This window comes from Streptomyces yokosukanensis, assembly GCF_001514035.1.
Classification (GTDB): Bacteria; Actinomycetota; Actinomycetes; order Streptomycetales; family Streptomycetaceae; genus Streptomyces; species Streptomyces yokosukanensis.
Window position 1 is genome coordinate 75,142 of record NZ_KQ948221.1, and the last position, 24,961, is coordinate 100,102.

Consider the following 24,961-nt stretch of genomic DNA (forward strand, 5'->3'; position numbering starts at 1 on the left):
GTGGGTCGCAGTTCGCCAGGTCCCGCTGCCAGCCTCGGCTAGGAACCCCCCGGCAATGAGACTTACTACTGTCAGGGAAATAGGTTCAGTCATTGTGGTGCCCCACTTTCTTTGAGCTATCACGCTTGATGAAAGGGTGGACTACTTTTCTGTTTCTTCTCTCGCAGAATACTCTGATGCGATAGTGTCATATTTTTCCGCCTTGACTACATCCCCCAATTCGACCCAAGTCAACGAAAGCTCGTTAGCGGCCTTGCGGGCTGATCCCCACTGCTGCATGAGAACCTCTAGGCGAAGTTGTTCATCGTAGACGTCTGCAGCGACTCTGAAATTTTCAAGTTTTTTGAGCACCCTTCCCTCATTCCTGAGGCAATCTGCCAAAATTCTTGCTGAGCCATAAGAGCGTGCTACTTTCACTGCCTCTTGTACATGGAAGAGAGCGGAAGGAATATCGGCCTTCTTTTCCCCGACCCGGCTCCGACAGAGCAAAATCTGCATTAGATCCTGCTCCTTTTCGGTCCGGCGAGCAGCTAGCGCCGCTTGCTCGAGTAGCTCAATAGCGTGATCAAAATCTCCGCGTTTCGTGTACGAATCTCCCCAGCAGTGAAGTGTGCTGATGAGCCCTTCTGGATCATCTTCCAACTCCGCAGCTGTAAGCGCTTCGGCGTAGAGCGCGTCGGCCTTCTCGATTTCATTCTGCCGCGCGAGCGCATCAGCCAATGAGTGCTTAGCCCAGGTGATCGCGTTGTCGTTCTGTTCCTCGCGAGCTTTTTCTAGAGCCTCTTGATATGCCGCATTAGCTTCCGCTATGCGCCCCAAATTCTCAAGCACCTTAGCTTTTCGGACAAGCCGAATGCGCAATCCTTTAGTGTCGCCAGTCTCTCTTGCTAGCGTGATCGATTTCTCGTAGGAATCGACCGATTGCTCAGCCATGCCACTGGAATCTAGGCAGGCGGCCATTCCTTGGTAAGCGACGCCGCGGCGGTGAGCGTTAGCGCCATTCTCTGCAGCAAGTTGCAATTCTTTCTCGTACCACGCTAAAGCTTCATCGTGACGACCGATGCCGCTATACAGATGCCCTAGAGCATGGAAGGCGCGCGCGACGTAAGACGGACGTTTGATTGCTTCGAAAATGTCTATCGACTCAGTGTAAGCGGAAATGGCTCGTGCGATATCCCACTGCTCGCTTGCAGTTTTCCCTATTTCCCAGAGAATCTCAGCGCAACGGTGCTGGTCATCTATTTCACGGAAAGCTTGCAAAGACTGTTCAAGATAGGATCGCGCGTCGTTGAGTTTGTCGAGTGCTCTTGAAGCCTGACCCAGCCCGCCGGCCATAAGGGCTTGACCCTCGCGTGACCGGCAATTCTGTGCAGCTTTTAATCCGGCTTGATTGCAGGTAATCCAGTCGACGTAGTCGCTGTCCAATGAATTGTAGGTGGCCAACTCGTTGGCCGTTCGCCAGCAGATCTCGTCCCATCCATTTTCACCGGCAATGAGCACGCCAGTCACGAGACTCCGCCTTTCTAGGCGCACCCACGTGCGGATTGATGGACTGTCACCCTCCAGCACTCGCAAATGCCACTCTAGGAGGCGCCGCAGGGTGGCAATTCTTTCTTCGGACGGCTCCTCGTCGTACGCTCTCTCTTTTGCGAAAAGTCGCATAAGGTCGTGAAGTTGATATCGGCCAGGAACCTCGTCTGGGCTAATCAGGTGGCGATCCGCAAGGTCTTCCAGAAGATCCTCGACCGTATACTCGTCCTCATCGGCCATTATAGCGACCGATTCTATGCTGAAAGTCGAACCGAGGGTTAGTCCCACTATACGGAATAGGTGTGCTTGATCAGGTGTGAGAGATTCATAGGCCGTGGCAAAAACAGAGCGAATCGCAATGTCGTCTGCCCTTAGGACTTCGAGCCTTCGCTGTTCATCGCGAAGCCGGGACACCATGCGAGCGAGGGGCCATAGGGGCCTTCGTATCAGTTGAGCTCCGATGATCCGCAGAGCAATTGGAAGGCGCCCGCAAATCTCCGCGAGTTTAATTGCCTCGTCGCTTGCGCTTTGTACCCGTGAAGCTCCGAGTAGGACTTGGAGGAATTTGATGCACTCGTCCGCTGTCCAAACATCAATGGGGATACTCTGTGATCCTGGAAGGGTCGCGAGTGGTCGGCGGCTGGTAATTAGGGCTGCACTCAGTGGCGACGTGGGGATGAGGTCGTTTACTTGCGCCGTGTCGGCCGCGTCATCGAGCACGACGAGGATCGCCTTAGTGGCGATCAATGTCCTGTAGGCAGTTACTAAACTTTCGTAACCACTGGGAAGTTCTCCGACGGAGACCCCAAGATCTTTGAGGAAGCGATGCAATATCTCCGTGGCATCAGTGGGCTTAGCGCTAGCTCCGGCTAGGTTGGCATAGAGGATGCCGTCTGGGAAATTATTGGGAAACTTATTCGCTATTCTGATCGCTATTGAAGATTTCCCTACACCGGCCATACCGGATAGAACCCAAACTGCGGGCGCGCCCCGATCGCTGAGTAGTGACGCTTCGACCTGTTTGATTATCGCCTGGCGGCCCGTGAATTCTGGAATATCGCGCGGAGCCTGAAGCGGTCGTCGTCGCTGCTTGAGCTCTCCACCGGAAAGCGATACGTGGCCAGCATGTTCAATCACTACGGCTTTGTCGACAGACGCGTGGTCTGATATCCGGAGATGGTTTCGCTCGTCCCCCTGCTGCATGCGACCCCCGAGCTGATCTGCCCTGGCTCATGTGGATGAGCACCTCTCCAAGCAGCGTACCGAGAAAGTGCTACGCAGGCTGGGGGATCTGGCTAATGAGGCACGTAGGGCTCGGGCTGTGGTGTCCCTGCGTACGAGTACGATCTGGGGCTCGTGGTGGCAGGCAAGGCCCCCTGACCTGGTCGTACGAGGGAACTGTCGAGTAGGGATTCCAAAGCTTTGGAGGGTAGGTTGCTGCCCGATGCGCCCTCCTCTGGCTGAGTACCGTGCGCGGCTCGGGTGGCGGCCGGGTTGGAGCGGGGCGCAGACAGGAGCGCAGACCCGGCCGGGGGCCGGGCCGCGCGCGGTGAGCGGAGCGAGCCGCCTTGATGGGAGTAGGGAAGGTTCTCTCAGCCGAACACTCGGAGACTGGTGTTTTGTGGTCTCCGGCGTGCTGATGCAGGTCAGGGCCTCAACCGGACAGCCGGACACGTGGGACGCCTCAGATGCAGACACGGCGTGGGAGGCTTGAGGCCGGCGACGGGTTGAGGGAGGGAGAGCGAGTGTCGCAGGAGGCGAGCCCGCGGGGGACCTTTCAGAGGATCGCGGAGCAGCTGAAAGCGGAGATCGATGCGGATCCGGCGATGGCGGAGCTGCCGTCGGTCGCGGAACTCATCGACAAGTACGAAGTCTCCCGTGGTGTCTTCCTCCGAGCGTTCGGCGTGCTGCGCAAGGAGGGGGCTGCCGAGTCGGTGCCGGGTGGGCGCTGGCGCGTGATCCGGACGGGGCAGCCGACGGACCGTAGGCCACTGGCAGAACGGCTTGTCGATGTGTTCGTGGATGACGGCTTGGTGGTGGGGGCAGCCTTCCCCAGTGCTTCCGCGCTGTCCGTAAGGTTCGGCGTCTCGCGGCCCACCGTGACCAAGGGGCTGGAGAAGCTGGAAGCCGCTGGATGGCTGTCCGCAGGCGGGCAGGGCAAGGTGCGGACGGTCCGTGCTGTGCCGAATGCTAGAGGAGCGTTCGTAGCTTGTCGAAGCTGACGGAGTGGGCCTATCCCCTCGCCGAGTCGTTGCTCGCCGACCGGACTAACCGGGGACTCAGGAAGAGGGGGAGGGACAGTCCTGCCCAGCTGCGCCCGGCCGGGGGTGCTGCGCGTGGTCAGGGCCTGACCGCGAACACCATGCCGATGTCGCCGGCCTGCTGCACCGGGTCCTGCTCGGTGACGACCGTGAAGCCGCGCGTGAGGAGGAGGTCGCGGACCGCGTCGCGGTTCTGCTGCCAGCGCTCCACCTCGACGACCGTCTGGCGGACCAGCGGCCAATGCCGCTCCTCGATGCCTCTGAGCACATCGAGTTCGGCGCCTTCCACATCGACCTTGAGCAGGTCGATGTGGTCGATGCCCTGCTCGTCGAGTACTGATGACAGGGGCTTGACCGTGACCCGGTGCGTCTCGAGCTGCCGCATCACCCGCAGCTTGCGGCTGACGAGAAGGGTGAGGACGGGGGCGGGTACGCGGCGCAGGGCCGGTCCCAGGCCGCCCCGGCGGATCATTTCGACAATGCTGGCGGTGACCCGCCGCCGCTCGGCCTCGATGTTCCCCTGATCCCGCGATGAGGACGAGAAGATCGTGGCGGCCGGAACGTAGCTGAAATCGAGCTCGTCGTCACGGGACGCCAGGCCGTAAGGGAGCGCGATCAGACGTCCGTTGAAGAATTCGCGGGCATTGCGTTCGAGTGTCGCGTGGAGTGGCGGCACCGGCTCGAAGGCGTAGATCCGCACGTCCCCGTCCAGCCGCTCGTAGACGGCCGCCGAGAACACGCCGATGTTGGCGCCCACGTCGAGTACTGTCGCGCCCGGCGTGCACTCGACGCCGTGCGTGAAGTAGCCGCCCACCTCCTCGCGCAGGAAGGACGTCTCCCAACGATTGATACTGTGCAGTTCAATCGCGCTCATGGCCATGACAAGTGATGTATCAGGGCTGGAGTCAACAATCCAGCCCGCAGGCGTCACTTCGGCGGCGGCCCCTGATCCACAGGGTTTGCCACCACCCCATTGTCATCACGGTGACAGGTGCCCTGGCGAGGGAGGCCACTAGCCGGTGACCTCAGTAGTACCGGGCCGTCACTGTCTGCCCCTGTCCGCTGGCGTTGACGTCAACGCGGCTGCCGTCGACCACTTCTTCAGGAGAGAGGGCGGGGCGTCTGGCCAGTGACTTGCTGGTTCGCCGGCCGGTGGCGGGCATGGAGGTACCTGTCGGCCGCCCTTGTTGACCGCTGTTGACCCCTGCATCTGGCGCGGCTGCGGCACGGAGACCTCCGCGTCCCGCAGCAACGTGGCGGAACGCCTTCCACCGACTCGCACGCTGCTGCGAACGCCGGATCAACGTCATCGAAGCCTCCTTCGACCTCACCGACACGATCATCACCGTCCGCAATCTCATCCGCCGAGCCTGGACCACCCACCGCAGGGTCACACGCCCCCGCCGCCGAACATGATCGACCACCTGGCTGCGCGACCTCCTGGCGGAACGCGTCGGCGTGGTCCGCCACCCAGGCGCGGAACGGACGGGGCGGGTGTCCCGTGATGTGTTCGAGGTCCGGCGACGGAAGCTCGGGCTCGGTGACCTCCAAGGCCATGTTGGCGAGCACGGCGTCGGCCAGCTTGCGCGGCCGGGTCCAAGGGTTGGATGGAAGCCTGGTACCTTCGACGCTTCTCACGGTCCAGCCGTTGTCTTCTTTGAAGGTGATGTCGTCGTTGATGACTTCGATGCCGCAGACGGTGCCCTGCTTCATGAAGTACGACGCGGCGCCATCCTGGCAGACGTAGTCGCCTTTGTGTGAGTAGGCCACACTCGTGACGGGAACATAGCCGCTGGATTCGCTGGCGTCAGCGTTGATGTCAGCGCCGATGAGCTCTTCTGCATCCCAGCCGGAGGAGACTCCACTTACGGTTCCGACGTAGTTGCCCTTGGTGCCGTTCAGTCCGTCATAGAACTTGCCGAAGGAAGGAGTGGATCCCGCTCCGGTGTAGACCCTCTCGGGCTGGGAGAAGCAGTGTCCTGCGGTCACCATGACGCGGGTGTTGTCGCTCATGCGGACAGCGGGAAGGCCGGCTGAACAGTACGAGTTCCCGTCTGTGATCACGTCTCCGCCGATGAAGGGAGAGTGATCGTGCCACTTCGCTTCAGCCCAATTGGAGCGTGTGATCCTCTGTCCCTGGGTGAAATGCAGCGGGACTTCGGTGGTGGCGAGCGTCTGGGCAATGCTGGCGTTGGCTTTGGTCGGCGTATCGACGGCCACGTCCAGCGAGGATGTTTCGGCGTCGACCGCCACGGAGTAGATCTTGTACGGGAGACGCTTGGCGTTGGCCTCGGAAAGTAGCTTGCTGCGAGCGTCGTGGAGCGCGTCGAGTGGGTATCGGACCTTCTCTACGACGATCCTCGCCGGATCAATGGTGGCGTCCGCCTTCCGGGCTGCCGCAATGAGTTCGGGCGCGTCGGACGGATTGGTCACATACACATGCACTTTGTCCTGCGGGGCATCGATGCGCAGACCCGCGTAGATACCCGACTGCCCGCCCTTGCCCGCCCTTGCCCACCCGGTCGACGGCGTTGGCGATTCGACGAAGCGGATCCAGTAGCTTCGCCTGCTGTATCGGATCCATTGTTGTGATCTGTGTTGCGGAGTACCTGACGTGAGCGGGTTCGGCGTTTGCGTCGGTCGACGTCATGGCAAGTAGTGCCACGCCAGCCGAGCCAGCCGCCAACGCCGATCTCGCGTTTCTCTTCACTGATCCCCCCAGTTGAAAGAGTTCTCCTAGGGCCTGTCTGATAGGTCAGTGACGAGCAGGGATGCCGATCGTTCAGGGCGGTGTGGGACGGGGCGATCTGAGCGATTCTGAATGGACGCAGTTGAAGCCGTACTTACCGAAGAACGCTGGTCGAGGCAGGCGGTGGAAGGACCACCGGAAGATCATTAACGGGATCCTTTTCCGCATACGGACCGGCATTCCGTGGCGGGATCTTCCACAGAGGTTCGGAAGCTGGCAGACCTGTTATGACCGGCACCGGCGCTGGTCCGCAGACGGCACATGGGAGAGGATCTTCCGGGTTGTCCAAGCTGATGCCGACGCGGCCGGCCTTGTCGACTGGTCCATGGTGAGCGTGGACTCCACCGTGTGCCGTGCTCATCAGCACGCCGCCGGCGCACGCAAGCAAGCGCCGCAATGGCCCGGCAGGCGTTCCCGGCCCGTTGAGCACCGACCGGATGAAGCCCTCGGCCGTTCACGTGGCGGTCTGACGGCAAAGATTCACTTGGCGGGTGAGGGCGGACGGCGGCCGTTGGCCATGCTGCTCACCCCAGGACAGTGGGGCGATGGCCCGCAGATGATCCCGGTCCTGGAACGCATTCGCGTGCCCCGGCCGACCGGTGGCCGTCCGCGCAGCCGACCGGACCATGTGAGCGGCGACAAAGCGTACTCGTCACGCCGAAACCGCCGTTACCTACGGCGTCGACAGATCAAGCACACCATCCCCGAACGCCGTGACCAGCAGGCCCACCGTAGGCGTCGCGGCAGCAACGGCGGCCGGCCCGTCGGCTTCGACCGAGCACGCTATGTCCGCAGGAACGAAGTCGAGCGACTGATCGCCCGATTGAAGATGAACCGGGCGGTGGCCACGCGCTTCGACAAGAGGGCGTATGTCTTTCACGGCACCGTGACTACCGCAGCCCTTCGGCTCTGGCTTTGTAGATAGCCCGCCAGGCAGAACCCGCGTAGCGGCCCTGGGGGTGATGAACAGGGCTGATGCGAGGCGCACGCGAGCCGCTCGCGCGGTCAAGTGACGTACGTGGCAGCGCCGTTGAGTACTTCCGTACGCTGACCCACACGGCGGACACGCAGTGTATTCAGCTGAGTGCGAAGGGTAGTTGCATGGAGGTGTTGGCGTTCTCGCCGACGGTATGGGTGTCGCCCGGCTCGAAGTCGATGCGGGGCGTAGCCAGCCCTGTTGCGCCTGGTGCGCCGACGCTGTCGTTTCGACCCGTGGGGAGGGAGTTTTTTGCAGGTGGACTCAGTGGCATCCCGCCCGTACCGGCTGGCCGTGGCATCTCCGGGGCGGAGCATGTCCATCGTGGCCCGGGTGTACGGGTATCCGCCGGACCACAACGCGGGCTCGGAGTGGATGCTGCACTCGATGCTCCGCCCTCTGGCCGGGCGCGGTCACCAGGTGGAGGTCTGGCTCTCGCACCCCGGAGGGACCGAGAAGAGCTACGAGATCGACGGGGTGCAGGTCGTCCCGTATCAGGAAGGCATGGACTTCGCTGCCCGCGCGCAGAAGGCGGACGTGCTGCTGTCCCACTTCGAGAACGTGCCCCTGCTGGCGGGGCTCGCGCGGGACCGGCGGATTCCCCTGGCCGTGATCTGTCACGACAACTTCGCCACCAGCTTTCACAACGCGGCGGGCGCTGACCTCGTCGTCTACAACAGCGAGTGGATCCGGCGGGACGGTGAGATCTTCTACGCCCGCTACCCACGCGAGTTCCTGCCCCGGCACAGCATCGTCGTCCGCCCACCGGTGCTCGCCGAGGAATACCGCACCCAGCCCGGCGACCGCGCGACCCTCGTCAATCTCAACCCGGACAAGGGTGGCGAGGTGTTCTGGCAGATCGCCGCCTGGACCCCGGAATGGAACTTCCTCGGGGTGCGCGGCGCCTACGGGCAGCAGATCATGCCGCCACCGCGGCTGCCCAACTGCGAAGTGGCCGACGGTGTGCCGGGACAGCAGATGCGCGAGCACGTCTACAGCCGCTCGCGCGTGATGCTCATGCCGAGCCTGTACGAGTCGTGGGGGCGGGTGGCGGTGGAGGCGTTCGCCTCCGGCATCCCGGTCATCGCCCATCCCACCCCGGGCCTGGTCGAGTCCCTCGGCGAGGCCGGGATCTTCGCCTACCGCGACGACCTGAACGCCTGGATCCACGCGTTGGCGTCCCTGCGGGACCCGGGCACCTGGGAGCGGGCCTCCCGCCGGGCCAGGGCCCGCTCCATCGAACTGAGCGCGGCGCCCGACCTCGACCTGTGGTGCGACGCCGTCGAATCCCTGAGCAGGACCAGCCCACGCACCAGCCTGCGCCGGCGCGCGCTCGGCACGCTCGTCGACGCCGGCGAGATGAGCCGCAGCTCTGTCGACGTCGTGGCCACCGAAGCCGAACGACGCACATGTCCCTGACGGTCCGGGGCGGCGGACCCGGATCACGACGTCGCTGCTGCGGGCAACGGCATCACCTTCGCTGCACCAGCCCGGCAAGAACTCCCAGCGCACTCTGGGTAGTTGCCCCCCAGCAAAACGACCTGCCTGCAATGCACACCACTGGAAATCACCTCGGTCCGCAGCGAAAGAACGCCACGTCATAAGCCTGGACATCTTTCCCTCCGCCCGGGAGTCCGCAGGCCGGATCGATGCCGGTGAGACGGGCTGTGTTCCCGGCGACGACGCGGCGGGCGCGAGGGCCGAACCGCGCCCCTGACCGTCGCGGTGCACCGGTACACCGGCGGCCCGCGGCTGCTCCTATCGATCGCACGTCAACGAAAGGACGTACGTCATGAGTAAGGCAAATCTCGCCACCCAGCGCTTCACCTACACCGGCGCCGACCAGTTCGCCACCGTGCCCGCGGGCGTGACCCATGTCGAGATCAAAGTCTGGGGCGCCGGTGGCGGCGGTGCAGGGGACCCCGGAAATTCTGGGCGCGGCGGCGGAGGCGGTGGTTTCAGCACCGGGACCGTTGCCGTGGCGCCCGGGCAGAGGCTGCTGGTCGTGGTGGGCCAGGGCGGACAGGCCGGGTCAGCCGCGCGCACGTACGGCCAGGGCGGGGCGGGCAGCCGCTCGGACTACCCGGGTGGCTCCGGGGGCGGCTTGTCGGGCGTGTTCAGGGACTCTCTCGCGCAGGCCCAAGCACTGGTGATCGCCGGTGGCGGCGGTGGGGCCACCGGGACTCGCAATCCCGGCGTGGGTGCCGGCGGCGGGGGCGGTCTGTCCGGCTCCACGGCCGGACGCGACGCCCGTGACGGCAGCCCGGGAACGCAGACTGCAGGGGGCGTGGGCGGCACCGGGGGTGTGGCACCCGGTGTGGCCGGCGCCGCGCTGTGGGGAGGCAACGCGGGCCAGAACGCCGGCAAATTCACCATGAGCGGTGGCGGTGGCGGTGGCGGCTACTGGGGTGGCGGTGGAGGAGTGAGCCAAGCCAATTCCAACGACGCCCATCAGATCCCCGGCGTCGGAGGCGGGGGATCCGGCTACCTAGCCTCCGCCGTCAGCGGGGGAGTCACCACCGCCGGTCAGGCCGCTCCCGCCAAGTCCACCGGCGGTCTCGCCGCCGGAAACGACAATCCGGACTACCAGCCCGGCGTGGGCAACGGCGGCGGTTCCCACAACGGCGGCCACGGGCTGGTGGTGTTGCAGTGGCAGGTGACTGTCGGGCTGCTGCAGGTGGTGTCGGGTGACGGCCAGACGACCGAACCGAGTGAGAAGTTCGCCGATCCGCTTGTGGTAAAGGCGTGCTCGGCCGACGGGAAGACACCTATTGCGGGCACGGTGGTCACGTTCACGGTGACCGAGGGGGACGCTTCGTTCCCCGGCGGTGGCCGGTCGGTGTCGGTGACAGCGAACGGCAACGGACTGGCCACGGCACCGGCACTGACGGCCGGGGCAGGCCAGGGCCCGGTGAAGGTGACCGCTCAGGCGGGTGGCGTACGGGCGGTGTACTCACTGAAGGTGACACCGGCGTTCGAGGTAGGGCCGGGCGGTCCGCCGGATGTGCGACTGGTCCAGGGCGCGGACGTCGGCTACCCCGGGGTCCGGGTCCGGGCCACCAACAGCACGGGCCCCATCGGACTGCAGAAGGTCGAGGTGCGCCTGCCAGCAGGTCAGGGCTTGCGGTGGGGCACCGAGGGCATGCCGGACTACCAGCTGACGGTGCTCGGCGGCGACGTGTACCAAGGGCAGCTCTCCGCGGACCGGATGACGCTCACGTTTGACGACGTCGACTTGGACAAGGCGCCCGGCCAGGAGAAGGTGATGTGGGTCGCGGTCAGTGCCGACCACGACGCCTCGCTCGGTACCACGAGCCTCACCTTCACCGTGGGAGCGAAGTCCACTGCCTCCACCCCAATCGTCGTCACACCGGACTTCACCGTCTCGCCCGGCGGCAGCCCGGTGACCGCCGAGCGGGCAGGCGCGGTCGTGTACCCGGGTGTGGAGGTGCGCAGCAACGGATCACAGTCCATCCCGCTGCAAACGGTCACCGCAGTGCTGCCGGCCGACGCCGCCCTGCGGTTCGGCACGCCGGACAGCCCCGACCACCAGCTCACCGTCTGGGGCGCCGACGGAAACGAGACCTTCTACGTGGGAAGCATCTCCGACGACGGCCAGACCCTGTCCTTCTCCGACGTCGACCTCGCCATCCCCGAGGACGGATCACAGTCGGTCATGTGGGTCTGCGTGAGCGCCTCCGACGACACACCCCACGGCACCACCAGCGTTCAGTTCACGGTCGGCGACCGCATCTCACAGTCCACCGCCATCGACGTCATCTGAGGACCGATCGGTACCACTGGCCGCCGATGCCTCTGACACCTCGGTGGAGAACTCCCGCGCTCCCGCCCTGGCCGACACCGGGGGGAAGACCGCCATGGGGATGCGCCTGCCAGAACTGACACCACATGCTCGGGGCACTCCGCGTAGCGCCCCGAGCATGTTCAGCCACGCCGTCGTGGAAGCCATCCGCACCGGCGGCGGCGCGGGCACACCACAGATGCCTCAGTGCTGGTCCACTGGCGGAGCACAGAAAATCACGCGATCGAAGATCATATGCTTCAGTTCGAATGTGTGTATGAGGGCGTGGTGAGTTCCTGCTCGCATACGGCTGGAAGGTGGCCTTAGCTGACCGAAAGCTGGCCTCCCGGCGTCTTGGACGGTCCCAAGGCCGGTGGAGCGATTCCGGCGCGTCGGACAGCCGGTGGATCTGCTGTTAAGGCCGAGCCAACTGATCGCTGAGGAAGGCGGCTTCAGCGACGGTTCTGGCCTTCGAGTACAGCCATCGGAATCCAAGCTGGACCATCGACCTGATCAACACCACCCAGTCCAACCGGCAGTCATGGAGCAGTGCATCCCGCCCGGCGCCGGTCCCATAACCGTGCGTCCATGCGGTTGACGGTACGAGGCGTCGGACATCGCCGGAGGTTGATCCGTACCGACGGCCCCTACGACCGGATTCACCACCGCAAGCGGCTGGACCGACCGACCGGCGGGATCAGCCGTCGGGCCACCAGGTGCGTGCGATGTCCTTGCGCACCTCGGGGCGGGCCGCGGGGCGTTCCTCCGCCTCTTCGCGGATCCTGCGGCTGTCCGTCTTCTTCAGGGGCTTGTGCACGGTCACGCGGCGCATGGCTGCCTCCTTCAGTGCCTACCGGATCCCGCGGTGTCACGGAGGTAGACGCTTGGGGGGAGAGTTCCTCATCGGAGCCGGGTTGTCAGTGGCGGGTGTCACTCTGTGGGAATGACGCACGCGAACGATCACACGGTCGCCCCGGCCGGGGCGGACATCGACTGGAACGCCGCGGCCGACGGTTTCGACGACGAGCCGGACCACGGCCTGCGCGACCCCGAGACCCGCGCGGCCTGGGCGGACAGGCTCCGTTCCTGGCTGCCCGGGTCCCCCGCCGACGTCCTCGACCTCGGCTGCGGCACCGGCAGCCTCTCGCTCCTCGCGGCCGAACAGGGACACCGTGTCACCGGCGTCGACTCCTCCCCGGCGATGGTCGACCGGGCCCGCGCCAAGCTCGCCGGGCGCGACGCGGCGGTCCTGTGCGGGCAGGCCGCGGAGCCGCCGGTGGGGGAGCGGCGCTTCGACGTCGTCCTCGTACGGCATGTGCTCTGGACCCTGCCGGATCCGGGCCGGGTGCTGCGGCACTGGCGGGACCTGCTGCGCCCCGGAGGCCGTTTCGTCCTGGTGGAGGGCGTCTGGGGCACCCTCCACCCCGTCGGCATACCCGCCGGCCGCCTCACCGCCCTGCTGGCACCGCTGAGCGCGGACGTACGCGTGGAGCGACTGTCCGACGACCCGGTGTTGTGGGGCAAGGCGGTGGAGGACGAGCGGTATGCCGTGGTGGCGAGCGTGTGAGGGGCGCGGGGCGTCAGGTCAGCAAGTGCGTGAAGCCGTCGTCGGCGCGGGCCAGTCCCTCCAGCTCCGCGAGGGCGGCCAGGGCGGCCGACGCGGCCTCGGGATCCGTCTCCGCCAGCCCGCTCTCGGCGAACTCGTCCTCGTCCAGCCGCCGTACGTCCGTGCCGTCGGCGGAGCGCCACAGGTCCAGGTCGAGGTCCTCCACGACCAGCTCGGCACCGCTGCGCACCGCCGGGCGGGCGATGTCGCAGTACCAGCCCTTCACGGTGCCGTCGATGCCGCGGACCTCCTTCACCGAGTACCAGCGGTCCCGCCAGTAGTACTCGGTGAAGAGGTCACCCGGCTCGAAGCGGACGAAACCGAAGTCGCGGACGCCGGCGCCCGCCCAGGGCGCGCGCACGGCGATGCGGGTGCCGTCGTCCTGGAGCAGCTCGGCCGGATAACGGATCTTCGTCCGGCCGGCCTTGACCAGGACGACCTCCACCATCCGCGGTGCGTCAGACGAGTTCACGGACATGGCGTACCTCCGTCGCGCAGATCTCGTACCCGAGCCACTTGTTGATCGCGAGCATCGGGGCGTTCTCGGCGTCGTTGCCCGTGAACGCCTCGGTGACGCCGGCCGCGCGGGCCCGGTGCAGGGAGTGGATCTTGGTGAGCTTGGCCAGGCCGCGCCCGCGGTGGGCCTGGGCGGTGCCGGTCATCGCCGTGGCCATACGGGTCCCTTCGCGCGAGTGCGTTCGAGCGTGCGGGAGGGTGCCGCCGTCGGTGTAGGCCACGCTGAAGGCGACGGGACGGCCCTCGACACACGCGGCCACCGTCAGGTCGCGGTCCAGCAGCGGATGCTTCCAGTACTGCTCGACCCAGGCCTCGTAGTCGGTCAACTCGTAGTCGACGTCGCCCGGTTCGTCCAGCATCGTCTCGGCGTCCAGCTCGAACAGCGGGCGCGGGTCGTCCGCGAAGTCCGCGGCCGTACGCAGTTCGATGCCCGGTGGGGCCTTCGGGACGGGCGGGAGGGCCGAGCCCGCGAGGTCCAGGCGCAGGAAGTGGGCGCAGCGGCTGCCTCGATAGCCGTGCCGTTCCGCGAAGGCGTGGCTGGCCGGTTCGTCGAGCACCCAGCTGAGCAGCCTGGTCGCGCCCTGGGCGGCGAGGTGCTCCTCGGCCGTCCGCAGCAGCAGCCCGCCGGCACCGCGACCGGTCCGGTCCGGCCGGACGTAGATGTTCAGCAGGCCCTGGCCCGGCTCGGCGCTGTCGTGGGCCAGATGGACCTGGGCCGTGCCGATCACCTCGCCGTCCTCCTCCGCGATCAGCGGGCGGTAGCGCGCCTCGGGCGGCATGTGGAGGGCGGCGTGGCGGACCGAGTCCGACGTGAACAGGATGTACGGCAGGGCGAGCCGGCGTACCCGGGCGAAGCCCTCGGTGTCAGCCGGGACGTCGGGGCGGAGATCCCGCACGATCACAGTCATGGGCATGGACCGTACGGTGATCCGTGCAGGGGGTGCCTCTCATTTTCCTTCGGGTGCGGGACAATCGGCCCGTGAGCCTGAAGATCCGCATCGATGACAGCGCACCCCCGTACGAGCAGGTGCGGGCGCAGATTTCCGAGCAGGCACGGTCCGGGACGCTGCCGGTCGGGTACCGGCTGCCGACCGTGCGGGGGCTGGCCGAGGCCCTCGGTCTCGCGGTGAACACGGTGGCCAAGGCATACCGGGCGCTGGAGGGTGACGGGGTGATCGAGACGCGGGGGCGCAACGGCACGTTCGTGGCCGCCGCCGGCTCGGCCGCGGAACGTGAGGCTTCGTTGGCCGCTCAGGCGTACGGCGAGCGTGTCAGGCGGCTCGGGCTCACCGAGGACGAGGCGTTGGCGGCCGTTCGGGACGCCCTGCGGGCGGCCTACGGGGGATAGCGGGTTGCCGCGTCTCGGCCGATGGGGGTTTGGGGGGTTCGGCACCGCCCCGCTGCCTCGAAGGTGTGGGGAACTCCCGGGCAACGCCGTCGTCAAGACCGTTTCAGCGGCTCAGGGAATCGTGTCACCGGCAGTGCCGCCCGCTGCGCCGTCCGCCCGAACGTCACCGCGTCCTGGACCGCCGCACCGCCCGGATCGTTGTTGAAGTACGCGTACACGTCCTCCCCCTCCCGCCATGTCGTCGCGATGCGGTCCACCCAGGTCTCCAGGGAGCGCCGGCCGTAGCGGGGCCAGGGCTCGGCGCGGCCCTCGTGGAAGCGGACGTAGCCCCAGTCGGTGGTGCGCCACAGCGGGGTGACCGGGCGGGCCCGGACGTCCGCCCAGCACAGGGCCGCGCCGCGGGCCGCCAGCACCTCGCGGACCCCGGGCGTCCACCAGGAGTCGTGGCGGGGCTCCACGGCGACCCGCGTACCGGGCGGGAAGCAGGCCAGGCAGGTGTCGAGGAGGGCGGGGTCGGCGCGCAGGGTCGGCGGGAGCTGGAGGAGGACCGGGCCCAGGCGGTCGCCGAGGCCCGCCGCGTGACTCATCAGGCGATGGACCGGCTCTTCGGGGTCCTTCAGACGCTTGATGTGGGTCAGATAGCGGCTGGCCTTGACCGCGACCACGAAGTCCGCCGGGACCCGGTCCCGCCACGCGGCGAAGTTCTCGCGGGACGGCAGCCGGTAGAACGCGTTGTTGATCTCCACCGTCACGAAGAGCCGGGTGTACTCCTCCAGCCACAGCCGCGTCGGGACCCCGGTCGGGTAGACGAGGTCCCGCCAGTCCTTGTACTGCCACCCCGAGGTGCCGACGAACAAGGTCACGACACCATCAAAGCACTACAGATACAGGCCCGCGTCCGCGCCGTCGCGCGCCCCCGGCACCGAGGTCGGGGCGGTGCCCCGGCGCAGCGCGTACAGCTCGGCCAGTGTCGCGCCCTCGCGGCCGACGCCCTCCTCGCTGCCCAGCCAGTCCACCGCCTCGCGGCGGGTCAGCGGGCCCACCTCGATACGGGCCAGACAGCGGCCGGGGCGGACCACGGCCGGGTGCAGGCGCTCCAGGTCCTCGTTGGTGGTGACCCCGACCAGGACGTTGCGGCCCTGGCCGAGCAGGCCGTCGGTGAGGTTCAGCAGCCGGGACAGGGCCTGGCCCGCCGTGTGCTTGGCCTCGCCGCGGATCAGTTCGTCGCAGTCCTCCAGCAGGAGAAGGCGCCAGCGGCCCTTGCCGGCGCTGTCCTCCTCACCGATCGCGATGTCCATCAGATAACCGACGTCGGAGAAGAGGCGCTCGGGGTCCAGGACGCAGTCCACCTGGCACCAGTCGCGCCAGGAGCGGGCCAGTGTGCGCAGGGCGGAGGTCTTGCCGGTGCCGGGCGGGCCGTGCAGCAGGAGCAGCCGGCCGGCGATGTCCTGCGGGGTCGTCCCCATCAGGCGGTCCATGGCGTCCGCCACCGGTGCCGTGTAGTTGGCCCGGACATCCTCCCAGGTCCCGGCGGAGATCTGCCGGGTGGTGCGGTGCGGGCCGCGCCTGGGGGAGACGTACCAGAAGCCCATCGTCACGTTCTCGGGCTGCGGCTCGGGCTCGTCGGTCGCGCCGTCGGTGGCCTCGTCGAGGACCGTCTTGGCCAGTTCGGCGCTGGTCGCGGTCACGGTGACGTCCGCGCCGCGGTTCCAGCGGGAGATCAGTACGGTCCAGCCGTCGCCCTCGGCGAGGGTCGCGCTGCGGTCGTCGTCGCGGGCGACCCGCAGCACGCGGGCGCCGTCGGGCAGCAGGGTGGCGCCGGAGCGGACACGGTCGATGTTCGCCGCGTGCGAGTACGGCTGCTCGCCCGTCGCGAAGCGGCCGAGGAACAGCGCGTCGACGACGTCGGACGGCGAGTCGGAGTCGTCGACGTGGAGCCGGATCGGCAGAGCGTCGTGTGGGTTAGCAGACATGCCGCCATGATCGGGCAAGGGCGGTCCACGTGCACGGCATTTCCGTCGCTTGTTCCGGGTGTTCCAAGACTGTTCCGGGTCTTCCCAATAGCTGCCGGACGCGCCGCCTCCGCCGTTAATGTTGCCCTTGATGGGACGACATGGGTGGGATTCGGATACTCGGCGGTGGCGGCTCACCGCCCTGCTCGGCGTCGGCGCGGCCGCGCTGGCCCTGGTGGTGACCCTGTTCAGCACGCTGTCCGGCGGGCCCAGCACGGTCGGCACCACCCGCGACGGAGACAAGGTGCACGGCACCCCCGCGAGCCCCGGCGGGACACCGGAGCCGAACGTGGGCTGGGGCTTCACCCACACCCAGTACAGCGCCGACGAAGGCGCCGACACGGCCGACAGGAGCGCGGAACGGCTGCTGGGGCAGAACGGCGGGCTGGCGCAGAACCAGCACATCATGGGCTGGGGCGCCGACAATCCCGAACCGGTCGAGGGGCACTACGACTTCGGCGCCCTCGACCGCCGTATCGACTTCATGCGCGCCTCCGGGGGCACCCCCGTGATCACCCTGTGCTGCTCGCCGGACTGGATGAAGGGCGGCAGGGCCGGGGCCGACCGCACGGACTGGAGCCGGGCGTCCCTGGAGAAGGCCCCCGCCCCCGACCACTACCAGGACTTCGCCGACCTGGCCGCGACCGTCGCCCGCCGCTACCCGGACGTGAAGCACTTCATCGTCTGGAACGAGTTCAAGGGCTTCTGGAACGACGCCGAGTCCCGCTGGGACTACGAGGGATACACGAAGCTGTACAACCTCGTGTACAGGGCGCTGAAGAAGGTCGACAAGGACATCATGGTGGGCGGCCCCTACCTGGTCATGGACAGTGTCGACCCGCGCGACGAGAACGCCTCCACCGCGCTGAAGGGGCCCTGGGGCGCCATGGACCAGCGGGTGCTCGACGCGTTCTCCTACTGGAACGCCCACAAGGCCGGCGCCGACTTCACCGTCGTCGACGGCTCCAGCTACACCCGCGACGACGACCTGCTGCCGAACGAGTTCGCGGCCACCGACAAGCTGACGGCGGTCGGCGAGTGGCTGCGACGGCAGACCCACGACCTGCCGCTGTGGTGGGCCGAGTACTACGTGGAGCCCGGCGACGGCAACGGCAACCGCACCGGCTGGACCGAGCCGCACCGCGTCGCCGTGCAGGCCACCGGCATGATCGCCATGGTCGAGGGCGGCGCGTCCTCCGGCTTCTACTGGAACCCGGAGGACAGGACCGGCACCGACTGCGCCGGCTGCCTGTGGACGCCGACCGACAGCGCCGGCGGCGGCAAGGCCCTGCCCATGTACGACCTGGTGTCCCGGTTCGCCCGGGCGTTCCCGCCCGGCACCGCCTACGAGACGGTCCAGGTCGCGCCGGACGACGTGCCCAACGTCCGCGTCCTGGCCGGCGCCAGGACGGTGCTCGTGGTCAACACCCTCGACCGGACGATCAGCGCTCAGGTCGACGGCAAGCGGTTCGACATGCGGCCGTACGAGGTGAAGTGGCTCGACCGCTGAGCCACCCCACGCCCGTCACTTCATGGTCAGAAACCGTTGCACCAGCGAGGCCAGCACCACTGCCAGCAGCGGCAGCGCGAACCAGAACGTGCCCTGGAGCAGCCGCTGTTGGCGTACCCCGGGACGGGCGGCGACCCGGACCACCTCCCGGGCGGCCAGCAGCAGGATCAGGACGACGGCGGCCAGCGCGCCGACCACCGACCACGGGGTCCAGGTCACCTGCGGCCCGATCGGGCCCGGGTGCGGCTTCGGCACGGCGCCCGCCGGCTGCCTCCGCAAGCCGAACACCGTGACGTCGTCGTTGACGAGGACCTTCGTCAGCTCCTGCCGGTCGTCCAGGTTCTCGACCAGCCGGGGCTCCCAGGTCGCGGAGTAGCCCGCGTCCAGCCGCAGATACGTCACCTGACTCCGGTTGATCATCAGATACGAGTTCGGACCGGCGTCCTTCAACGCCTTGACCAGCCCGGACACCAGCACCGGGTCGGTCGGGGCCAGAGTGGGCACATAGTCCACCCGCTCCATGTCCCTCGACCCCCACGGCATCGCCGGGGTCACGTCGTTCACCGGATCCTGGGTCAGCCACAGCAGCCGTACCGTCGGCTTGTCGTGGGCGTACACCCAGTTCATGGCGGCGACCTCGCCGGGCCGGGTCCGCTCGAACGGCTCGTTGCCCCAGCGGGCCACCAGGAAGCCGCCCATCAGGAACAGCCCGGCGAGCAGCGCGGCCAGCGGGGCGAGGCTCGCGCGGTCCTTCGCGCGTTCCTTCGCGGTGGCACCGGTGCGCGGGAAGAGGGCGAGCGCGCCGAGCAGGGCCGCGCCCGGCACCGCGAACATGAAGACGCGCAGTGCCATCTCACCGCCGTACGACTGCATGCCGAAGCCGAAGAACGGCACGAAGGTCAGTACCAGCAGCGAGCGTTCGCGGTAGCGGTGGAAGCGGCGCCGCCACCAGCCCCAGCAGGCGAACGCCAGCACCGAGCCGGCCAGCAGCACCCGGGTGTACAGCACCAGCTTGTGGGTCGAACTGCCGCCCTGGATCCGGCCGGAGACGGAGGTGGAGACATTGCTGCCGACCCCGCCGACCCCGCCGAACAGGTCGTTGAAGTGCCCGGACCAGTACGGCTCGGCCATGAAGCCGACCCACACCGCGACCACTACCGCGAACAGCAGCGGCAGCCCGCGCGGCTCGGACCGGCCGAGCAGGACCAGGGCGGTGAGCACTCCGAGCATGATGAACGGGGTGAGCTGGTGCGCGGGCACGCTCGCCGCGTACAGACCGATCAACACCAGCAGCAGGACCGCCCGTTGGCGGCGGTCGGCCGGTTCCACCTCGGCCTCGCCCGGCCGGAACCTCGTCCAGATCACGCGCGACGGGCGGAACCAGACCAGCAGGATCGCCACGAACATCAGATACAGCAGATAGGTGAAGCCCTGCGGCGAGAAGTAGTCCTGGCCGACCCAGCCGCACAGCACGAAGAGCCAGACCCCGGTCCACTTCGCCCGCCAGCTCGCCCGCAGCGACCGGGTGAGCAGGAACATCGGTGCCAGATAGGCGAGCTGGACGGCCGTCGGCCACCAGCGGATGACCTCGGTGAAGTCGGTGACCCCGCAGGCCCGGCCGACGAACGCGGCCACCGCGAAGAAGCCGGGCCAGCTCCAGCGGGCGTCCAGGCCCGGTACGGCCGACCCGGTGCGGTCGATGTAGTCGATGAACCCCAGATGCTGCCAGGCCGTCGGGAACCGTGGCTCGGTCTCGATCACGGCGGGCAGCGCGTGCAGTGACACCACGGTCGCCACCAGCGTGAGCAGCAGCAGCGCCCGGTGCTCGCGGCGCAGCCAGAGCAGCGCGGCGAAGACGACCACCAGCAGGGCCGCTCCGACGAGGGTCGGCAGCGGCAGCACGGAGACCAGCCCGAGGCCGCCCATCCGGTCCAGATCGCTCTCGCCGAGCCGCAGCGCGGGCACCCAGTACAGCAGCAGCGCGGCGATCAGCAGACAGCCGAGGACGACACCGGAACGGGTGGGCGGCAGCCGCCTCCTGAGCGACTCGGGCGGCGGTGGTTCGTCGGGCACGGTCCCGTCCGGTACGGCGGTGTCGAAAGCGGCCTGCGCGAGCGGGGCCTCGGCCCGCGCGAGCGAGGCGCCGGCCCGCGCCCGCGCCGGCGGCGCGTCGGGTACGGGGACCGGCGCGTCGGCCCCGGACGACGGCGCGTCGGCGATCCTGCCGAAGGACGCCTCCAGTTCCTCCTGCGAGAACGGGGCGTCGACCTCGGCCGCCTCCGCCTCGCGCAGCAGTTCGGCCTCGGCCGGGCCCAGCGAGGCCTCGGCTCCGGGCTCCCGCTCCTCCACCGGGAGCGGCACCGCGAGCCCGAGCGGGGGCAGCGGTGTACCGGCCGGCGGGGTGCCGGGGCCCGGGCGGACGTCCGGGCGGCGCTCCGCGTGGTCGAAGTCGACGTGGATCCCGAGGGCGAGCGTGTCGGAGTCCAGTGCCCAGGCCGGGCCGTGCCGGCGGACCGGGGCGGCGTCGCCCACGGGGGTCCCGACGCCCGAGTGGGGCCGGGCGTGGGGAAGGCGCCGGGAGCGGGAGGGCGTCCCCAGGTCGGCGAGGTCCCCGTCGGGAGCCGCCGCCTCGGGCAGGGCGGCGGGCGCGTTCCGGATCGTCCGCCACAGCCTCGGCGCGGCGATCGCCGCGATCACCGCGAGGCTGCCGGCCTGGGCGACACCCGCGCCGGTCAGCCCCGTCCGGGGCAGGAGCAGCAGGGTCAGGCTCAGTACCAGTACGCACAACATGCCCTGGAACAGGGCGAGTCCGCCGGTGCGGCTGCGGGCGCGCAGCACCGCGAAGTACGTCTCGATGACGACCCGCAGCACCGAGCCGACCGCGAGCCAGCGCAGCAGCGGGGTCGCCGCGTGCGCGTAGCCCGCGCCGAACACACCGAGGATCCAGGGCGCGCCGATGATCAGCAGGCCCGCGATCGGCAGCATGATCCGGGCCATCCGCTTCAGCGCGGCGCGGGTGTGGGCGGCCAGGCGGTCGGGGTCGTGCGAGCCCTCGACCGTGAGGGACGCGCCCATGTTGATGGCGAGGAGGTCGGTCGTGCCGCCGATGGTGCTGGCGATGTAGAAGTACGCGTTCTCGGCGGAGCTGACCTGGGCGGCGACGATCACCGGCACGAGGTAGATCACGGCGAGCGAGAACAGCGAGCCGGTGTAGTCCCCGGCCAGGAACCTGCTGACCTGCTTCAGCGTCGGCGCCACCGCACGGTCCTTAGTCGCCTCGACGTGCCGGGGCACCAGCCGCCGGAACACCAGCCAGCCCAGCGGCACCACCGAGGTGGCGATCGCGGCCACCCAGGAGACGAAGACGCCAAGGGTGGGGACGGCGGCGGCGAACGCGACCAGCAGGGCGAGCTTCACGGCCGAGAACACGGTGTTGCCCACCGGCACCCAGGTCGCGCTGCGCAGCCCGGTCAGCACCCCGTCCTGCAGGGTGAGCAGGTTCCAGGCGATGACGGCCACGACGAAGCCGAGGCCGGTCGCCGCCCCGTGCAGGAACCGGTACGACGGCCCCCAGACGTCCAGGGTCAGCAGGAAGACGCCCGCGGCGAGCGCCACCACCAGCGAACTGCCCGCGTAGGTGCGGAAGATGAGCTTGCCGGTGCGTTTGCCGGAGACCGGGATGAAGCGGGCCAGGGCGCCGGTCAGGGTCACCGCGGTCAGCCCGGCGAGGAACTTCATCGCGGCGATGGCGGCCGAGCCCTGCCCGACCGCCGATTCGGAGTAGTAGCGCGCCGCGGCCAGCCAGAAGCCGAGCCCGAGGACGGCGGAGATGCCGGTGTTGAGCATCAGCGCGTAGGCGTTGCGGAACAGCGGGCTGCCGTCGGAGGACCGGCCCGTGCCGGGCAGCCGCAGACGGCGCCCGGACTTCTCGGGCGCCGCGGCGTCGGTCGTGGCGGCCTCGGTGGTGGTGGTCGTGTCAGACACGGGAACGGATGGCCTTCCGGCGGACCTGGCGGGCTCTGCGGACGAGGGCGTACCCCTTGGTCAGGGCACGGTCCCTGGCGAAGGCGCGGGCGATGGCACGGCCGTGGAGCAGCCGCTCGAACTCCTCCACGCCCGTGCTGCGGCGCACCGTGACGCGGTGCAGGGCGTACGGCCCCTGGCATCGCCGGGCGAGGGCGTTGCCGACGGCGAGGGCCTGGGCGTACCCGTCCGCGCGCACGGCCTGCCGGACCCGGCGGCTGGAGTAGCCGTAGGGGTAGGCGAACGACACCGGGCGGGTGCCGAGTTCGTCCCCGACGATCTCCGTGCAGCGGGCCAGTTCCGTGCGCAGCACGCCGTCGCCGAGCTGGTCGAGCTGCGGATGGGTGTGGCTGTGCCCGCCGATCTCGACGCCCGCGGCGGCCAGTTCGCGCACCTGCCGCCAGTCGAGCATGGTGTCGAGGCCGCCTCCGGTGTCCTCGGCGCCCCTGAGCCAGCCGGTGGAGACGAACAGCGTGGCGGGGAAGCCGTGCCTGGCGAGCACGGGCAGCGCGTGCCGGTGCACCCCCTCGTAGCCGTCGTCGAAGGTGATCAGCACCGGCCGGGCGGGCAGCGGTCGGCCGGTGCGCCAGCGGGTCGCGAGGTCGGCGGTGGTGACCGGGGTCAGCCCCTGGTCGCCGATCACCGCCATCTGCTCCGCGAACGCCTCCGGCGCGACCGACAGGGCACGGGTGGCGTCGTTGGGCGCGGTGGCCACGGAGTGGTACATGAGGATGGGCACGGGTGCGTCACTCATGGCTGCCCCCTCCGGAACCCGGTCGGGCCTCGGGGGCCGGCTGGATCGGCGCCGCCGAGAACGTCCTACCGCCCCGTCGCGCCCGCACACTGCCCACCACGTAGCCGCCCGCCGCGGTGAGCACCCCGGCGACGATGGCGCCCGCGCGTCCCGCGCCGCCGGGCCGGGCCAGCAGTGCGTCCCGCAGGCCGCGGGCGACCCCGGCGGGCAGGACGCGAGTGGTGTACCGGCGTTCGGACTCGAGCCCCTGGCTCGCGCCGACGCTCCGGGCGACCAGCGCCTTGGACAGTCCCTCGGCGTAGGTGCGGGTGCGGAAGTAGGCGAAGTGCTCGCGGGGCGCCGGCACCCGGTGGTGGATGACCGCGCGGTCGTCGATGAGCAGCAGGGCGTCGGGGCGGGCCCGGGTGAGCCGGATGCACAGCTCCGTCTCCTCGCAGCCCAGCGGGCGGCGGTCGCCGTCGCGGCCGATGCCGGTCGCGAAGCCGCCCGCCGCCTCGAACGCCGTACGCCGGAAGGAGGCGTTTCCGCCGAGCACGTTGCGGACCCTGACCCGGCCCGGCGGCAGCCCGCGGTAGGTGCAGCCGACCACCCAGTCGAACTCCTCCGGGAACCAGGCCGGCCGCCGGCCCGACGCCCAGACGGGCTCCGTACGGCCGCCGACCGCCATGACGCGCGGGTCGGCGTACCCCTCGGCGAAGCGGCGCAGCCAGTCGCGTTCGGCCACGGCATCGTCGTCGAGGAAGGCGATGACCTCGCCGTGGGAGGCGGTGATGCCGGTGTTGCGGCCGGCGGACAGGCCGCGCGGGCCCGCGTTGGGCAGCACCCGGATGCCCTCGGTCTCCTTGTACTCGCGGGCCAGCCGGTCTTTGAGGGCCGGGTTGTGGTCCACGACCAGGAGCGTCTCCAGCGCCGGGTACGACTGCGCGCGCACCGAGGAGACCGCCGCGAGGATGTCCTCCCAGCGGTCCTCGGTGTACACGCAGATCACGACGGAGATGCCGGGATCTGTCAAGACACCTCTCCCCGGAACGTGTCGAGCATCGGCGAGTGGTGTTCCTGACGGCGCAGTGCGCGCCGGTTGGAGCGTTCCTTGAGGATGACCTTGAGCACCCGGATCCCGTCGCGCACGGCCCGCAGATTGCTGGTGCCGTGGATGCGGAGGTACTCGTGACTCGGGATCTCCTGGACCTTCAGACCGGCCTTGACCACTCTGATGTTCATCAGTGTCTCGACCTCGAAGCCGGTGCAGTCGAGGTCGATCTTGTCGAGGCAGTGCCGCCAGAAGGCGTTGTAGCCGTAGCACAGGTCGGTGTAGCGGGCGCCGAACTTGCGGTTGACGATGGTGCACAGCGCCCAGTTGCCGAGCTTGCGTATGAAGGTCATGTCGTCCGTGCCGCCACCGTTGGCGAAGCGCGAGCCCTTGGCGAAGTCGGCGCCGGAGACCAGCGCGGAGACATAGCTGACGATCTCGCCGCCGTCGGCCGAGCCGTCCGCGTCGACCATCACGATGATGTCGCCGCTGCACGCCTCGAACCCGGTGATCAGGGCATCCCCCTTGCCCTTGCCGTGCTGATCGACGACCTTGACGCCCGGCCACAGGGAACGGGCCACCTCGACGGTGTCGTCGGTGGAATTGCCGTCCACCAGAACGACTTCGTGTATCCAGCCCGGAAGTGTCTTGAAGACGTAGGGAAGATTCTCCGCCTCATTCATGGCGGGAATCACCACGCTCACCGGCGGAGTGATCGCCAGATGAGAGGAGATCGGCCGATAGTGCGTGGCGATCAAAGGATCTTGTCCCGAACTCGGCGGGCGCAGAACAGAACTCATGAGTCTTTTCCCTCTCGTCCGGTGGACCGCCCACCCCCGGGCGG

General features: G+C 68.4%; 18 protein-coding genes and 1 pseudogene. 8 read left to right on the top strand and 11 right to left on the bottom strand.

Annotation, left to right across the window (positions count from 1 at the left end; translation table 11 throughout):
• Positions 1-141 precede the first annotated feature (141 nt).
• Positions 142-2,667 carry a tetratricopeptide repeat protein gene (locus tag AQI95_RS45385; protein ID WP_159056621.1) on the bottom strand — a complete coding sequence of 842 codons (2,526 nt, stop codon included), beginning with the start codon at positions 2,665-2,667 and terminating at the stop codon, positions 142-144.
• 551 nt (positions 2,668-3,218) lie between these two features.
• Here AQI95_RS45385 and AQI95_RS33280 point away from each other — a divergent pair.
• The gene (locus AQI95_RS33280) at positions 3,219-3,752 is read left to right on the top strand and encodes a GntR family transcriptional regulator (RefSeq protein ID WP_425264937.1); all 534 of its coding nucleotides are present in this window, start codon (positions 3,219-3,221) and stop codon (positions 3,750-3,752) included.
• A 118-nt stretch (positions 3,753-3,870) separates the two neighbouring features.
• On the opposite strand, the gene AQI95_RS33285 is transcribed toward AQI95_RS33280, so the two are convergent.
• Positions 3,871-4,671 (bottom strand): FkbM family methyltransferase, encoded by an 801-nt coding sequence (locus AQI95_RS33285; protein WP_067132663.1) that lies wholly within the window; start codon positions 4,669-4,671, stop codon positions 3,871-3,873.
• 374 nt (positions 4,672-5,045) lie between these two features.
• Here AQI95_RS33285 and AQI95_RS45390 point away from each other — a divergent pair.
• From AQI95_RS45390 to AQI95_RS33300, 4 genes and pseudogenes are all read left to right on the top strand, one after another.
• A pseudogene (locus AQI95_RS45390) lies at positions 5,046-5,207 on the top strand (IS5/IS1182 family transposase); the annotation flags it as partial.
• Between the two features lie 1,376 nt (positions 5,208-6,583).
• On the top strand, positions 6,584-7,465 hold the full coding sequence (locus tag AQI95_RS45400) for an IS5 family transposase (protein ID WP_079071650.1): 882 nt from the start codon (positions 6,584-6,586) through the stop codon (positions 7,463-7,465).
• A 366-nt stretch (positions 7,466-7,831) separates the two neighbouring features.
• Positions 7,832-8,935, top strand: a complete 1,104-nt coding sequence (locus AQI95_RS33295; RefSeq protein WP_067132669.1) for a glycosyltransferase family 4 protein — start codon at positions 7,832-7,834, stop codon at positions 8,933-8,935.
• 373 nt (positions 8,936-9,308) lie between these two features.
• The gene (locus AQI95_RS33300; RefSeq protein ID WP_067132672.1) at positions 9,309-11,300 is read left to right on the top strand and encodes a hypothetical protein; all 1,992 of its coding nucleotides are present in this window, start codon (positions 9,309-9,311) and stop codon (positions 11,298-11,300) included.
• 715 nt (positions 11,301-12,015) lie between these two features.
• Here AQI95_RS33300 and AQI95_RS49930 read toward each other — a convergent pair.
• A complete protein-coding gene (locus AQI95_RS49930) occupies positions 12,016-12,150 on the bottom strand; it encodes a hypothetical protein (protein WP_107121823.1) in 135 nt (44 codons plus the stop codon).
• A 111-nt stretch (positions 12,151-12,261) separates the two neighbouring features.
• On the opposite strand from AQI95_RS49930, the gene AQI95_RS33305 reads away from it, so the two are divergent.
• Positions 12,262-12,885, top strand: a complete 624-nt coding sequence (locus AQI95_RS33305) for a class I SAM-dependent methyltransferase (RefSeq protein WP_067132675.1) — start codon at positions 12,262-12,264, stop codon at positions 12,883-12,885.
• A gap of 13 nt (positions 12,886-12,898) precedes the next feature.
• On the opposite strand, the gene AQI95_RS33310 is transcribed toward AQI95_RS33305, so the two are convergent.
• Both AQI95_RS33310 and AQI95_RS33315 read right to left on the bottom strand, forming a co-directional pair.
• Positions 12,899-13,402 (bottom strand): ribonuclease FAU-1 family protein, encoded by a 504-nt coding sequence (locus tag AQI95_RS33310; protein ID WP_067132678.1) that lies wholly within the window; start codon positions 13,400-13,402, stop codon positions 12,899-12,901.
• A complete protein-coding gene (locus AQI95_RS33315; protein ID WP_067132939.1) occupies positions 13,383-14,348 on the bottom strand; it encodes a GNAT family N-acetyltransferase in 966 nt (321 codons plus the stop codon). Before AQI95_RS33315 ends, AQI95_RS33310 begins: the two co-directional genes overlap by 20 nt.
• Before the next feature lie 71 nt (positions 14,349-14,419).
• On the opposite strand from AQI95_RS33315, the gene AQI95_RS33320 reads away from it, so the two are divergent.
• The gene (locus AQI95_RS33320) at positions 14,420-14,788 is read left to right on the top strand and encodes a GntR family transcriptional regulator (protein ID WP_067132681.1); all 369 of its coding nucleotides are present in this window, start codon (positions 14,420-14,422) and stop codon (positions 14,786-14,788) included.
• A gap of 92 nt (positions 14,789-14,880) precedes the next feature.
• On the opposite strand, the gene AQI95_RS33325 is transcribed toward AQI95_RS33320, so the two are convergent.
• Positions 14,881-15,651, bottom strand: a complete 771-nt coding sequence (locus AQI95_RS33325; protein WP_067132684.1) for a DUF72 domain-containing protein — start codon at positions 15,649-15,651, stop codon at positions 14,881-14,883.
• Positions 15,652-15,666: 15 nt separating this feature from the next.
• Positions 15,667-16,761, bottom strand: coding sequence for a DUF5925 domain-containing protein (locus tag AQI95_RS33330; RefSeq protein ID WP_067132687.1), 1,095 nt, complete (start codon positions 16,759-16,761; stop codon positions 15,667-15,669).
• A 130-nt stretch (positions 16,762-16,891) separates the two neighbouring features.
• Between AQI95_RS33330 and AQI95_RS33335 the strand changes: the two genes are divergently transcribed.
• Complete coding sequence (locus tag AQI95_RS33335) at positions 16,892-18,310, top strand: GH39 family glycosyl hydrolase (protein WP_067132690.1); 1,419 nt, start codon at positions 16,892-16,894, stop codon at positions 18,308-18,310.
• A gap of 15 nt (positions 18,311-18,325) precedes the next feature.
• On the opposite strand, the gene AQI95_RS33340 is transcribed toward AQI95_RS33335, so the two are convergent.
• From AQI95_RS33340 to AQI95_RS33355, 4 genes are read right to left on the bottom strand one after another with little or no spacing between them, the layout of a single operon-like run.
• Positions 18,326-22,294: a hypothetical protein gene (locus AQI95_RS33340; protein WP_067132693.1), complete on the bottom strand. Its 3,969-nt coding sequence runs from the start codon at positions 22,292-22,294 to the stop codon at positions 18,326-18,328.
• Positions 22,287-23,087 carry a polysaccharide deacetylase family protein gene (locus AQI95_RS33345; RefSeq protein WP_067132696.1) on the bottom strand — a complete coding sequence of 267 codons (801 nt, stop codon included), beginning with the start codon at positions 23,085-23,087 and terminating at the stop codon, positions 22,287-22,289. The genes AQI95_RS33340 and AQI95_RS33345 overlap by 8 nt, the downstream gene beginning before the upstream one ends.
• Positions 23,080-24,099: a glycosyltransferase family 2 protein gene (locus tag AQI95_RS33350; RefSeq protein WP_067132700.1), complete on the bottom strand. Its 1,020-nt coding sequence runs from the start codon at positions 24,097-24,099 to the stop codon at positions 23,080-23,082. The genes AQI95_RS33345 and AQI95_RS33350 overlap by 8 nt, the downstream gene beginning before the upstream one ends.
• Positions 24,096-24,917 (bottom strand): glycosyltransferase family 2 protein, encoded by an 822-nt coding sequence (locus AQI95_RS33355; protein WP_067132703.1) that lies wholly within the window; start codon positions 24,915-24,917, stop codon positions 24,096-24,098. Before AQI95_RS33355 ends, AQI95_RS33350 begins: the two co-directional genes overlap by 4 nt.
• Positions 24,918-24,961: the final 44 nt, after the last annotated feature.